10 protein-coding genes are annotated in these 13,760 nt (G+C 62.2%); 3 read left to right on the forward strand and 7 right to left on the reverse strand.

Going from position 1 to position 13,760, the window contains the following annotated elements; translation table 11 throughout:
• Positions 1 to 95: 95 nt before the first annotated feature.
• The 4 genes from DDE76_RS10930 to DDE76_RS10945 form a co-directional block, all read right to left on the reverse strand.
• On the reverse strand, positions 96 to 977 hold the full coding sequence (locus DDE76_RS10930) for a carbohydrate ABC transporter permease (protein ID WP_104891724.1): 882 nt from the start codon (positions 975 to 977) through the stop codon (positions 96 to 98).
• A 68-nt stretch (positions 978 to 1,045) separates the two neighbouring features.
• The gene (locus DDE76_RS10935; RefSeq protein ID WP_104894722.1) at positions 1,046 to 2,323 is read right to left on the reverse strand and encodes a type 2 periplasmic-binding domain-containing protein; all 1,278 of its coding nucleotides are present in this window, start codon (positions 2,321 to 2,323) and stop codon (positions 1,046 to 1,048) included.
• 93 nt (positions 2,324 to 2,416) lie between these two features.
• Entirely contained in the window at positions 2,417 to 3,499 is a 1,083-nt protein-coding gene (locus DDE76_RS10940) for an ABC transporter ATP-binding protein (RefSeq protein ID WP_104891725.1), read from the reverse strand.
• An 89-nt stretch (positions 3,500 to 3,588) separates the two neighbouring features.
• Positions 3,589 to 6,351, reverse strand: coding sequence for a glycoside hydrolase family 2 protein (locus DDE76_RS10945; RefSeq protein ID WP_245891883.1), 2,763 nt, complete (start codon positions 6,349 to 6,351; stop codon positions 3,589 to 3,591).
• 182 nt (positions 6,352 to 6,533) lie between these two features.
• Here DDE76_RS10945 and DDE76_RS10950 point away from each other — a divergent pair, with 182 nt between their 5' ends.
• Positions 6,534 to 7,556 carry a LacI family DNA-binding transcriptional regulator gene (locus DDE76_RS10950; protein WP_158672369.1) on the forward strand — a complete coding sequence of 341 codons (1,023 nt, stop codon included), beginning with the start codon at positions 6,534 to 6,536 and terminating at the stop codon, positions 7,554 to 7,556.
• A gap of 4 nt (positions 7,557 to 7,560) precedes the next feature.
• Here the strand turns inward: DDE76_RS10950 and DDE76_RS10955 are convergent, their stop codons facing one another.
• On the reverse strand, positions 7,561 to 8,568 hold the full coding sequence (locus DDE76_RS10955; protein WP_104891728.1) for a LacI family DNA-binding transcriptional regulator: 1,008 nt from the start codon (positions 8,566 to 8,568) through the stop codon (positions 7,561 to 7,563).
• Between the two features lie 304 nt (positions 8,569 to 8,872).
• On the opposite strand from DDE76_RS10955, the gene DDE76_RS10960 reads away from it, so the two are divergent.
• Positions 8,873 to 11,164 carry a VWA domain-containing protein gene (locus DDE76_RS10960; protein ID WP_157955758.1) on the forward strand — a complete coding sequence of 764 codons (2,292 nt, stop codon included), beginning with the start codon at positions 8,873 to 8,875 and terminating at the stop codon, positions 11,162 to 11,164.
• A 35-nt stretch (positions 11,165 to 11,199) separates the two neighbouring features.
• Positions 11,200 to 11,682 (forward strand): hypothetical protein, encoded by a 483-nt coding sequence (locus tag DDE76_RS10965; protein WP_104891730.1) that lies wholly within the window; start codon positions 11,200 to 11,202, stop codon positions 11,680 to 11,682.
• A gap of 133 nt (positions 11,683 to 11,815) precedes the next feature.
• Here the strand turns inward: DDE76_RS10965 and DDE76_RS10970 are convergent, their stop codons facing one another.
• Together DDE76_RS10970 and DDE76_RS10975 are read right to left on the reverse strand one after the other, a co-directional pair.
• Entirely contained in the window at positions 11,816 to 13,183 is a 1,368-nt protein-coding gene (locus DDE76_RS10970; RefSeq protein WP_104891731.1) for a sensor histidine kinase, read from the reverse strand.
• Entirely contained in the window at positions 13,180 to 13,704 is a 525-nt protein-coding gene (locus DDE76_RS10975; protein WP_198650895.1) for a putative pterin-binding protein, read from the reverse strand. Before DDE76_RS10975 ends, DDE76_RS10970 begins: the two co-directional genes overlap by 4 nt.
• Positions 13,705 to 13,760 lie beyond the last annotated feature (56 nt).

Genomic DNA, 13,760 nt, shown 5'->3' on the forward strand with positions numbered 1-13,760 from the left:
TGTCACGATGGTCAGGGCCAGCCCGCCGAAATCGATCAGGCGGTCGCCCTTGAGGCGCGCGGCGTTTTCGGCCGGGCGGGTGATTGCTTCGGAGCTCATTTCTCCCCCCTTGCGCGCAGCGCCTGATATTGCAGGACACTCAGGATGATAATCATCGCGAACAGCAGGGTCGCGGCGGCGGCGCCCTCCCCGCCCTTGTTCTGCTGGAAGGCCAGCTTGTAGATATATTGGACCAGCACGATGGTGGGGTCCTGTCGCCCGCCGATGGAGAACAGATAGACCTGATCGAAGATCTTGAGCTGGGCGATGAGCTGGATGGTCAGCACCAGCGCGGTGACCGGCCAGATCAGCGGCCAGGTAATCTTGCGGAACTGGCGCCAGCGTCCGGCGCTGTCGAGCGAGGCCGCTTCATAAATCTCGGGCGAAATGTTGCGCAGTCCGGCAATGAACAGCAGCACGTTGAAGCCCAGCGTCCACCAGATGGTGACCACGGCGACGGTCGGCATGAAGAAGGGTATGGTGCGGGTCAGCGACATCGGCTCCCCGCCATTGAAGGGACGCACGATGTATTGGACCAGGCCGTATTGCACGTCGATGATCCAGTTCCAGGTGAGATAGACCACCGAGACAGGCAGGATGTAGGGCAGGAAGAAGCAGGCCATCACGAAGCCTTGCTGCCAGCCCTTGAGCCGGTTGACCGCCATGGCAATGGCCAGTGACACCAGCGTGTTGGGCACGACCGTGAGCAGCACGAAATAGGCTGTGTTCCAGGTCGCATTGTGGAACAGGCGGTGGGTGAGGATTTCGACATAGTTCTCAATGCCGACCCAGTCTCCCGGCCCGATGAGGGGGGCGTCTGTAAAGCTGAGCATCACCATCTGGATGGTGGGCCAGACGAACAGCAGGCCATAAATGACCACGAAGGGCCCGACCAGGATCAGGGCCGCCAGATATTCCGAGCGCTTGTCGCGGATCATGTCGGTTCTCCTCCCGCAATAACCGTTTGGTGGCCGGCACCCGTGGGCGCCGGCCGAGGTCACAAGCCCTAGAGCTGGCTGTTGAGGTCGTCGCGCATTTCCATGGCGGCGTCGGCCGGGTCGAGTTCGCCGGTGGTGGCCGGATTGATGAAGTTGGACCAGGCATCGCCGAGCGGGGCGGCGGGACCGGCCAGCACCGTCCGTGGATCGAACACGGCGGTATCGGCGAAACCGGCATAGTCGGACTGCGGCTTCATCGAAGCAAAGCCTTCGCTTTCGCGCACCTCGTTATAGGCTGGGATGTGACCGGCTCCTGCCCAGTCGAGCGAGTTCTTGTCCATCCAGGCGATGACTTCCATCACCGCAGCACGCTTTTCGGGATCGTTTTCCTTGCCGCCATTGGCCGGGATGACGAAGGCATGGGAATCCGACCAGGCGGCCGGCTGATCGAACAGCACGGGCAATTCCACCGCGCCCCACTCGAACAATTCGCCCTTGGCGGCGAGATCGGTGAAGGTCGGGACTTCCCAATTGCCCATGATGAAGAAGGCGGCCTGGCCAGAGGTGAACTGGGCCAGCGCGGCCGGGCTTTCGATCTGGGCAGGGGTCCAGCCATTGTCCACCCAGCGCTTCATTGTCTCGGTGGCAGTCGCCAGCTTGTTGACGTCTTCATCGGTCGGGAAGAACCCGCCCGCCTCGGCGTCGAACATGGTGCCGCCCTGCTGGCCAAAGAAGGAATAGACAGCACGATAGCGGTCGCCAGTCGGCATGGAGAGACCATACTTCCCGTCTTCGGTGGTGAACTGGGCAAGCGCCGCCTCGAAATTCTCCATGCCGTCGAGACCGGTGGGCATGCCGTTTTCATCGAGCATCCCGGCTTCGCCAAGCATTTCCTTGTTGTAGTAGAGGATCAGCCCGTGCTGGTCGAAGGGCACGCCATAGCGGGTGCCATCGACCTTGGCAGCCTGGGCGGCGGCAGCGGTGAAGCTGTCGTCCGAAAGGCCGACCGAAGCCATATCCTCATCGCTGATCTCGGCCAAAGTACCGCTATCGACAGCCAGCGGCATGCGGCTGAGGTGATAGGTGGCAATATCGGGGCCTTCGCCGATCGCGGCCGAGGTCTGCAGCTTGGTGTAGAAGGGTGTGCCCCATTCCAGGGTCGTGCCTTCAATGGTGATCTCGCCCGCATGCTCCTCGTTGAAGGCGTCGATCAGTGCTTTCATGCGGACGCCGTCGCCGCCGGCCAGAAAATCCCACCAGACTACGGTCTGCTGGGCGGCAGCTGCCGATGTCAGGGCCATCAGGGCCGTGGAAACCAGGGCAAGACGCTTGATTGTCTTGTTCATGTCGCTTTCCTCCCAAAAAAGCTCAATGCGAAAAATGTGCCGGCCGATGTGGTGCATTGAGCCATTGGCCGCACCGGCCGAAATCGCCGCCGCCTAGTCCGCGTGGTACGCCAGACCGGCTGCGTCGAAGAGATGGGTGGCTGTTCCGTCCACCTTGAGCGACACCGGGCCACCGGCCGCGAGCGTGCTCTTGCCTTCATCCTCGGCGACGACATTGCTGCCGTCGGCGAGGGTGACGTGCACCAGCGTGCGGTCTCCCAGCCGCTCCACCAGGGCAATCTGTCCGGTGATGTCGCCGGCCCCATCCTGCGCCACGCGCAGGGATTCCGGGCGAACGCCCAGGGTGAGTTCACCTTTGTCTTTCGGCTGCTGGCGGATGGTGGTGGCGAGTTGTGCGCCCGCCACGTTGATCCTGAGACCATCCGCGCCGGTCTCGATGCCGGTGACGGGAATGAAGTTCATCGAAGGCGAGCCGACAAAGGCGGCCACAAACCGGCTGGCCGGGCGCGAATAGACCTCCATGGGGGTGCCGATCTGCTCGACCTTGCGGTTGTTCATCACCACGATGCGGCTGGCCAGGGTCATGGCTTCGGTCTGGTCGTGGGTGACGAAAATCATCGTCGTGCCAATGCGCTGATGGAGCTGGGCCAGTTCCACCCTGGTGCGGACACGCAGACCCGCGTCGAGATTGGAGAGCGGTTCATCGAGCAGGAAGGCCTGTGGCTCGCGCACAATGGCTCGGCCAATGGCGACACGCTGGCGCTGTCCGCCGGAAAGCTGGGCCGGGCGGCGATCGAGCAGCGCGCCGATCTCGAGCATGCGGGCCGCATCGTCGACGCGCCGGGCGATCTCGCCCTTCTCGGTGCCGATATTTTCCAGCCCGAAGCTCATGTTCTGGCGCACGCTCATATGCGGGTAAAGCGCGTAGTTCTGGAACACCATGGCCACGCCGCGCTGACTGGGCGGCAGATTGTCCACCCGGCGCTCGCCAATATGGATCTCGCCGGCGTTGACCGCTTCAAGCCCGGCAATCATCCGCAGCAGGGTCGACTTCCCGCAGCCCGAGGGGCCGAGGAAAACGATGAACTCGCCCGAGCGGATATGCATGTTCACCCGCTCGAGCACCTCGACGGCGCCATAGGATTTGCTCACATCCTTGAGCACGATATCGGCCATGTTGTTCTCCTCCTTGGTTGGGCGGCGCGTTTTCGCGTCTCGCCCGGTTCTTCACCTCTCCATCCAGGGAGAGATGAAGTTCGCCTTGGCTAGATTTTCCCCTCGTCCACCGGCAGGTCGGCCGCGGTTGCCACCAGGGCATCGAACAGGGCCGCAGCAACCGGATCAGCGCCCGGCGCTTCGCGGGTGAGCCGGAAGGTGGTGGCGACCACGCCGCCGCGTCCGACGCGCTTCTGACCGATGATCGCCGCCGGTTTGTGGACCCAGCCGCAAACCATGCCGGCAATCACGTTGCTGCCGAACTCCCAGGGCCGGAACCCGGTGAGCAGATGGTGTGGCACCACATCGGAAAAGCTGAGATCGAAGAGCGGGCCGCCCGGAATGGCGGCGAAATGGCCTTCGCGGCGCACCCAGGAGAAACCGGCAATCCAGTCGCCGCGCCAGATAGTGCCATCGCGTTCGACCAGGCCAATGCCGGGCAGATGCTGATCCAGGCTCGGGCGGAACTGCTTGCCATCGGCCACTATGGAGCGATGCGGCAATTCCCCATCGGGCATGTCGGTGCGCAGGTTCTTGTTGGTCTCGACGCTGCCATCGGCCAGGATCACATAGCGCGCGCCGGCCTTGATGGCCTCGACATCGGCGCCATCGACCGCATGGCAGATGATAATGTCGGCCTCGGCCGCCGGAACGAGCGGATAGCCAAGGCCGCTGGCGTAAGCGGCGAGATCGGGATCGGCAGTTGCAATGGAGGAAAGCCCTGCCGTCTCGCGCTGGGAGTAAAGCGCGATCTCGCAGCTATTGCGCGCCAGTACCACACCGTTGGCTTCGAGGATGAAGTCAAGGCGCAGCGTGGTATTGTCGGAAACCACCGGCATTGAGAGGCTGGTGGTTCCCAGATCTGCAACCGAAACCGGGCCGGTCGCGGGCACGGCGAGCGATCCGCTGACATCGCCTGTCCAGCTCAATTTTGCCCCGCTCGGGATCGACCCGCCACCGGTGGCGATCTTGAGTTCGACCGGCAGCGCCTCGCCCGCCCAGGCCGAATAGCGCGCCGGGCGCGGCACGATGACGATATCGGCGTTGATGGTGGCAAACACATCGTGGAAGACGCGTGGATTGCGCTCAATATCGAGAAGGCCGTTGGCTTCCCAATGAACGTCCGTCAGTTCGGTGATGACGTAGCCCATGATCGAGGGGTAGCGGCGCATTTCCTCGATCTGGTAGCGCAGGTTCATGAACTGGTACCACTGCACCTGCTCGATGAAACCATCGAAGCTGCCGAAGGTGCGGGCCATATCGAGCGCGCCGAAACGCTGCTCGATGCCGTGGGGCAGCGCCACCCCGTCACCCCAGAGCGAACCGGTTTCGAACCAGTCCGGCTCCGAGCCGTCCTCGTTGCGCAGCTTGGTTGGATCGGGCAGGCCCCAGACGCCGAATTCGGAAACGATCAGCGGTTCGTCGCCCCGGCGCTCGGCGTCGCCCAAAGGCGAGAAGGTCCAGTCGGCGCCGGCGGCGAACTGGGCGGTGATGTCGTCCCATTCCTGCCGGCGTTCCGGGACCGAGCGGTAATAGTGATAGTCGTTGAGGTCGGTCTTGACGTGGAAGTTCGGGAAACAGGCCGAATTGTCGACAACAAGGCGGGTGGTGTCCTCGGCCTTGAGCCAGTCATAGCTGTCCTTGAGCCATTGGCGATGTTCGGCATTTTCCACCAGCCGGGTGCCCCAATCCTCGTTTATCAGCGTCCAGGCGATGATAGAGGGGTGGTTGCGGTCGCGATTGAGGATGCCCACCATGGTCTCGCGCATCCGCCGCGCCGAGTCCGAGGTGAAGCTCTGGACATTGGGGACTTCGGTCCAGACCAGCAGGCCAAAGCGGTCGGCCACATCATAATAGCGCGGGTCCGGCACCTTGATGTGGCAGCGCAGCGTATTGAGGCCCAGCTCGATGGCCTTTTTGGCCTGGTCTTCGAGAAATTCGATGGAAGGCGGCGTGTAGATGCCATCGGGGTAATAATCCTGGTCCAGCGCGCCGCGCATATAGACGGGCTTGCCGTTGAGCAGGATCTGGCCATTGGCCGTGGTGACGGTGCGGAAGCCAAAGGTTTGCTCGACCACATCGACACCGCCATCGAGGGTTACCGCAAGGGTATAAAGGTTGGGCTGGCCGACATCCCAGAGCTTGACGCCGGGCACTTCGAGCGTCACGCCAACCGATTCAGCCGCCGACAGATCGGCGGAGGCGACAACGACGCCTTCGCTGTCGCGGACCTCCAATTGGGCCGGCAGGCCCTTGGCCGCGGCGGTGAAGGCGAGATCGGCCCTAAGCACACCATCCATGCCGGCCTCAATGACCACATGGTCAAGGCGGCAGGCATCGCTGGCGAGCAGCGAGACCGACTGCCACAGCCCGCCAATGCGGCCATACCAGGAGATCTTGCCATGCGGGATTTCGGAGAAGGGAAATTCCGGGAAAGCGGACTGGTCGGCCGAGGGCATGGTGACCCGCACCTCGACTTCATTGGTTGGCCGCAGCCTTGCGTTTTCGACGGCAAATTCGAAGGGCAGGAAGGCGCCTTCGTGGCTGCCCAGCTTTTCGCCGTTGAGGAAGACCTCGCAGGCATAGCTGACGGCACCGAAATGCAGCGCCAGATCCCGATCTTCCCAGCCGGCAGGCAGGGTGAAGCTGCGCTTGTAGGTGGCGTGGCCGAAGGTATCGACCAGGTCGGAAAACTCGGCCTGCCAGGGCTGGGGCACATGCGCCTGGCGCCAGGGCCCATCCTCATGCCGGAATTGCCAGACGCCATCCAGTGACAGGCTGTTGCGCGACGCGCTGATCGCCTCGGATGTCATTGCCCGACCCAAGTTCATAATCTCCACCCTAAGCAGTATTAGTTATATTATTATCACCATAGGGCCGAACCATCGGCCTTGGCAAGAGCCAAATCGCAATGTGCAAGGACAGCTCTGGCTGGTGGTCAAAACCGGGCAAATCGCCCTAAATGGGGCTGGGGACAACCGAGCGGGACGGTGATTTGGAAAAGCGCGCAACCATGCACGAGGTGGCGGAACTGGCCGGGGTGTCGCAGGCCACGGTTTCGCTGGTGCTCAATGGCGTGCCCAATGCCCGTGTATCCAAGGCCACGCGCCGCCGCGTGCAGGAAGCGGCAGAGCAGCTTGGCTATCGCCGGGGCAAGACCCACCCGGTTCCGGCCGGGCGCACGCGTGTGGTGGGTCTGTTCATCGATGAAGTCTCGACCACCCCCTTTGCCGCGCCGTTCATCGAGGGGGCCCGGGACGAGGCCGCGCTGCAGGACGTCACCATCGCTACTTTCTGTACCGGCAATGATCCGGCGCTTGAACAGGCCGGGCTCGACATGCTGGTCGCCCAGAATGCCATCGGGGCGATCTACTGCACCCTGATCACACGGCAAGTGACTGTTCCCGAAGCGTTTTCGCAGCTCCCGCTGGTGCTGCTCAATTGCTATGAAAAGAAGGTGCAGCACCCCTCAGTGGTGCCCGGCGACATTGTCGGGGGCTTCACCGCGACGGACGCCCTGCTCCGCGCCGGACACAGGCGCATCGCCCATCTGGCGGGCGAACACATCGTCGAGGCGGCCATCGACCGCGAACAGGGCTTCCGCCAGGCCATGGAAAAATGGGGGGTCGCGGTGGACGAAAGTCTGGTCACCCTGGGGGGCTGGACCATACGGGCCGGGCGCGAACGCGCATTAGCGCTGCTCTCGCAACCCAATCCGCCGACCGCCATTTTCTGTTTCAATGATCGCATGGCGATTGGCTGCTATGAAGTGGCGCGCAGCCTGGGCCTTTCCGTTCCCGGCGATCTGTCGATTGTCGGTTTTGACGACGAGGACATTGCCGCGAACATGGATCCGCCGCTTTCGACCATGGTCCTGCCGCATGATGAAATGGCCCGCTGGGCGGTGGGCCAGTTGCTGGACGGCTTCGATGGCATCGACGCCGATGAGCGGCTGCAGAAACTCAAGATCGAGTGCGAACTGGTGGAGCGAGATTCAATAGCATCACCAAAGGGTTAGCTACCTAACGGGGTCTGCCGACGGAATCGCGCTCGACCAGCGGACATTCCAGCTTAGTCAATGGATAGCGATCCTCGACCACGCCATCGAGCATCTGTTCGAACACCCATTGCCCCATGGCGCGATGCGGCAGCACCGTTGTGGTCAGGCGCGGATGCAGGTGACGGGCAATTTCCTCGTCGTCATAGCCAATCACCGACATGTCCCCCGGAATGTCGAGGCCGGCTTCTTTCAAGGCCTCATAACAGCCAATGGCCATGCGGTCGTTCTGGCAGAAGATGGCGGTGGGCCTTTCGGACAAAGCGAGGATCTTGCGCGTGGCGTCATAGCCGGCACTGGCCGACCAATCGCCATTGAAAACCAGGTCCTGATCGAAGGGAATATCGGCGGTCGCCAGCGCGCGGCGATAGCCCTTGAGCCGGTCCTGCGCCGCCTCCATCCAGATTTCGCCGGTGATTGTGGCGACCCGCCGGTGCCCCTTGCTGACAAGATAATGCGTGGCCCGCTGGCCGCCAGCAATCTCGCTGGGCACTACGGCCGGACGGGCCAGACCCGCAGCGTAGCAGTTGAGCAGGTAGACCGGGATATCGAGGCTTTTCAGCTCGAGCGGCAAGTCCACCTCGCGCGTGAAAATGGTCATATAGACCAGCGCTGCAACGCCTTGATCGACAAAGGCATCGATCAGCGCGGACTCGATCTCGGCGTCATTGTCGCTCTGGCCGACAAACACCAGGTCACCTTGCGCCCGCGCCGCCTGCGTCAGCCCTTCGATCGCCTGCACCGCTTCCGGGCTGGTCGCAAGCTGATCGACAATAAAGCCAATCCGACGGTTGCGCTTTCCGGCCTGCTGCTTGGGGTCGGCTTTGCCCGCCGGCACGCTATAGCCCAGGCGCCGGGCGGCATCGAGGACACGACGGCGCGTTTCATCGGACAAGCGGATGCCCGGCGCGTTGTTGATGACGAACGACACTGTTGCCTGGGAACAGCCCGCCTCTCGCGCGATATCGGTCATTGTGACGCGTCGCACGCGACGATCAGGCCGGCGCGTGGCGCGCGCTACCGATGATGATGTCTTGGTGCCCGTCATTAGCAATCATAAATCCAATTACTAATGGCATTAGCAGATTTGATTTGCTGTGTCTCGCATCAATGACGGGGCCGCGCGCGCATGGGAGCATGCCGCATTTCGCCTGTGCCCTTTGGCGCCTCCTTCCCCTTCGAACGAAGGGGGACAGATGCGCCGGTCCCGCATAGCCTTCGCGACGAACCTTTTGTGCCGCAGGCACGCCTATCCCATTTGCTCGGAAGACATACGCATGAAGAACGCTGCCATTGCTCTGTCTCTCTTGATTGGCCTTTCGGCTGTCACGACCTTTGCCGCTGAAGATGTGATGATCGTATATGACGGCTCGAATTCGATGTGGGGGCAGATCGATGGCATCGCCAAGATCGAGACGGCCCGCGAGGTCATGGCCGATCTGATTGAAACCTGGCCGCAATCGACCAATCTGGGGCTCATGGCCTATGGCCACAGGCGCGAAGGCGACTGCGGTGATATCGAACTGATGATCCCGCCGGGGCCGGTGGACGCAAATTCGTTCCTGGCGACCGTCAATGGCATCATACCGCGAGGCAAGACGCCCCTGACCGACGCGGTGGTCGAGGCGGCCGAAACCCTTTCCTTTCGGGACAATCCGGCCACGGTCGTGCTGATCTCGGACGGTATCGAGTCTTGTCAGGCCGATCCCTGTTCGATTGCGGCCGAGCTTGAGCAACAGGGCATTGCTTTCACGACCCATGTCATCGGGTTCGATGTGGCGCGTGAGGATCAGCGGCAGCTTTCCTGTATCGCGGAAAATACCGGCGGAACATTTGTGCCGGCGCAGGATGCCGACGAGCTGCGCAACGCCATGACACAGGTGCAGGCGGTCATTCAGACGGCGCCGGAGCCGGAGCCCCAACCTGAACCGGAGCCGGAGCCGGAGCCGGAGCCAGAGGCGCCCGAGCAGACCGTTTCGGCGCCCGCGACCGTCACCTTCGGGACCGAATTCACGGTGACCTGGGGCGAGACAATCAATCCGCGTGACTGGATTACCATTGTGCCGGTGGGTGCCGAAGAAGGCGATTATCTTGCCTTTCAGCGGGTTCAAGGTGACGACAGCGTCGAGATCAGGGCCCCTGCTGATCCCGGCCTATATGAAGTGCGCTATGTGCTCGAAGAGGGCAGCAAGACGCTCGCCTCAACGCCGGTGGAAGTTGTCGAGGCCGAGCAGACCGTCTCTGCCCCTGCCTCCGTCACCTTTGGTACTGAGTTCACGGTGACCTGGGGCGAGACGGTCAATCCGCGCGACTGGATCACCATTGTGCCGGTGGGTGCTGATGAAGGCGATTATCTCGCCTTCCAGCGCGTGCAGGGCGACGACAGCGTCGAGATCAGGGCCCCGGCCGATCCCGGCCTATATGAAGTGCGCTATGTGCTCGATGAGGGCAGCAAGACGCTCGCCTCAACGCCGGTGGAAGTTGTCGAGGCCGAGCAGACCGTCTCAGCCCCTGCCTCCGTCACCTTTGGTACTGAGTTCACGGTGACCTGGGGCGAGACAATCAATCCGCGTGACTGGATTACCATTGTGCCGGTGGGTGCCGAAGAAGGCGATTATCTTGCCTTTCAGCGGGTTCAAGGTGACGACAGCGTCGAGATCAGGGCCCCTGCCGATCCCGGCCTATATGAGGTGCGCTATGTGCTCGACGAGGGCAGCAAGACGCTCGCCTCAACGCCGGTGGAAGTTGTCGAGGCCGAGCAGACCGTCTCAGCCCCTGCCTCCGTCACCTTTGGTACTGAGTTCACGGTGACCTGGGGCGAGACGGTCAATCCGCGCGACTGGATCACCATTGTGCCGGTGGGCGCTGATGAAGGTGACTACCTCGCCTTTCAACGCGTGCAAGGTGACGACAGCGTCGAGATCAGGGCCCCTGCTGATCCCGGCCTATATGAAGTGCGCTATGTGCTCGATGAGGGCAGCAAGACACTCGCCTCAACGCCTGTGGAAGTTATCGAGGCCGAGCAGAGTGTGTCAGCGCCGGCGATCGTGCGGGCGGAGAGCGCGTTCACGGTGACCTGGAGCGAAACAATCAATCCGCGCGATTGGATCACCATTGTGCCGGCGGGGGCTGAAGAGGGAGATTACCTGGCCTTCCAGCGGGTGCAAGGCAACGACAACGTCGAGCTGCAGGCTCCGGCCGAACCGGGACTCTACGAAGTGCGCTATGTGCTCGATGAAGGGAGCAAGACTTTGGCCGCATCGCCGATGGAAGTTGTTGCCGCGGACGCCCCGCTCGACGATGGCGCGGGCCTAGTCGTTCCCGCCAGCGCCGCCCCGGGCGAAACGATATCGGTCTCCTGGACCATCGTACCTGAGGACGCTGACCGGCGCGTGACGCTCGCCGCCAGCGATGCGCCTGACTTCACCTGGATTTCTGCTCATCCGGTCGGCCCTGAAACCGAAACAGACATCACCCTTCCCACTGAACCGGGCCAATACGAGGTACGGTTTCTCGATCTGAGCCGGCAGGAGGTGCTGGGGCGCGCGATTATTGCCGTCGGCAACTAACGCATCCATCCCATGACGCAAAGGACCGTGATCGCATGCGCAAATTGACCACAGCCTTTGTCAGTCTATTCGTAGCCAGCATGCCCGCATTTGCCATTGCCCCAGGCGGAACGGTGACCGGGACCATCAATGGCGAGGCCGTGGCGCTGGTCGTGTTCGCCCAGCAATCGGACTATGGCAACGCGCATATTTCCCTCTACATCATCGGGGATGACCTGAGTGAGCGCGGCCTGGGGGCAATGGGCCTGGGCGCCGAATGGCTGGGCGAGCTGACCGGGGAGTTCGCGCATGCAGAGGCCAGCATGGGCATGCATTCAAATCCCCTGCGCCTCTATTATGCTGACGACGATGCGGGACTGTCATTGACCCTTGAAAGCTTCATGTATGTGGGCGCCTTGCTGGAGATCACCGGGCGGGTCGAAGGAGTCCTGACCAATGTCGACAAGGCCGGCCACAAAAACCCCGACCCTGAAGATGCGCTGAGCATCGACCTGAAGTTCGATGCCGTGCTGCAATAGCGCCCCAGCCGGAAAACGGCTTCGGTGATCGCGCAGCAGCCCTGATTGCCGCGGGGCCGTCATCATGGTCGGCTGATGAGCAGGCCATGAGAATTTCGATCACCTTGAGCCAAATCGAAGTCTGATCTTGTCCTCAGGCAGCGGACCGGACTGTGTCGGACTGCGCTTTGGGCCCGGCCCATTCATCGGGGAGCCGAAGCGTGAAGATCGATCCGATACCGGCATGGCTGACAAATTCGAGCGTGCCGCCCAGCAAGTGCGCCAATTGGTGCGAGGTCGACAGACCTACGCCGGTCCCCGGCAGGCCCTGCGCCGTGCTGGCGCGGAAGAAACGACTGAACAACTTGTCCTGTTCGTCATCGGGGACGCCAACCCCACGATCCTCGACTGTGAAGCGGATTTGACGGTTTTCGGCCGTCACATTCATCAAAACAGGTTCAGTCTCGGGGGAGTATTTGACCGCGTTTGAGACCAGATTGGTCAGGATCTGCTCGACCAGAACCGGATCGGTCGTCAGAAAAGGTGGAACTTCGTCCCCAAAGCTGACGCGCAGCATGCGGCCAGGTGTTTCCGCCAATTGACGCGCTTTCACCCGCTCGACCAGGTCAGCAATATCGCATTGAACAGGCCTCGCGGCGACCTGACCCGCTTCCAGCCTGACAACATCGAGCGTGGCATCAAGCAGGCTGGTCAGCCCCTTGATTTCAGCACGCACTTGCCTGGCCCTCTGGTCGATTTCGGGGCGCGACATGGTGTGCCCACTGCGCAGAATACGCTGCATGGCCGAGTCAATCACGGCGAGCGGGGTCCGGAACTGATGAGAGACCAGCGTCACAAATCCCCGATAAAGGTCAGCAGTTTCGCGTTCGAGGGCCAGGAAATGCCCGGCACGTTGGCGCTCGGCCATGGCGCGCAGCAAGGTGAGGGACAGAAATATTCCCAGGGCAATGATGGCCACGATCGAAACGATAACCTGACCAATGGCCGCGCGCTGGCTATCGACGCGGGCCCCGGTGGCCTCCCACTGCCGAACCATGGATTGGTTGCCGGCGCGGCCCAGACCTTCGATCAGGGGCGCCAGGGTTTGGTGAATTGCAATGGCCGTTTCTGTGTCGCCGAAGGACAGGCCGAGTATGCGGGGCTCCAGCGCCCTAATTTGCCTGGTTGTGGCCGCAATCTCGTCATCGAGGCCCAAATCCTTCATGTAGCGCAGTTGCGGCCCCTCCGAGAGCAGAGTGAGTCTGCTCAGAACCACGTTATAGCGTCTTTCGAGTTCCGCATCGGCGTTGGGGATGCTGGTCTGGCGCGAAACGGAGGAATCGAGCAGAAGCGCCGCAGACTGGGTGCGCGAAATTGCCCAGAGCATGTTGTCACCTTCATTGCGACGCATTTCCGCTTCGGTCTCGGCCAGCCTGAGCAGGGCAAAGGCGAGCAGGATGACAAAGGCGACGATGGCAATGCCGGCGACTGAGTAGGCCGCAAGGTCCCGCCGCCGGGTCATCTCACCTCCAGCTCGACGAGTTGCCAGACCCAGCGGTAGTCATACCGGATGTCCTGTAGTTCGGTGTGTGCGTCGCGCGGATAGACGATCCAGAGCGGGCCCTTGTCGCTGGGCAAGAGGCGCTCGCCGTCCATATGGGTGGCAACGAGAACGTCGAAGCGTTCGAAATCGGCCATGGGGATGTCGATGACATAGTCGTTGAGCGCCCTGGCCGTCACGATTTCCCCTTCAGCGCCGACATGGTCGAGCAGGTCGCGCATCAGAAAGCCATCAAACCGCTTCACACCATCGGTTACGACAGTACTCGTCTCGAGAACGGTTGCCGGGAGCGCGTCGAGCATGGCCTGGTCAAACACTGCCCGGCCATCGAGGTTGGCCAGGGCTATATTGCCAGTCATTGTCAGGACGATCTCATTGGCGGGATCGGCCAATGCGTCGTCCTGCGCCAGAACGACAGTTGGCACCAAGGACAAGACGGATATGGCGCTGACGGCTCGCAGTATCGCAAGCGGCGTCGACATCAAAGATGCCATGACGGCCTGCAGGTGTTCCCGAGACGTTCGGGCACGACTATTTT

The sequence above is a fragment of the Devosia indica genome (assembly GCF_003056405.1).
GTDB classification, from domain to species: Bacteria; Pseudomonadota; Alphaproteobacteria; order Rhizobiales; family Devosiaceae; genus Devosia; species Devosia indica.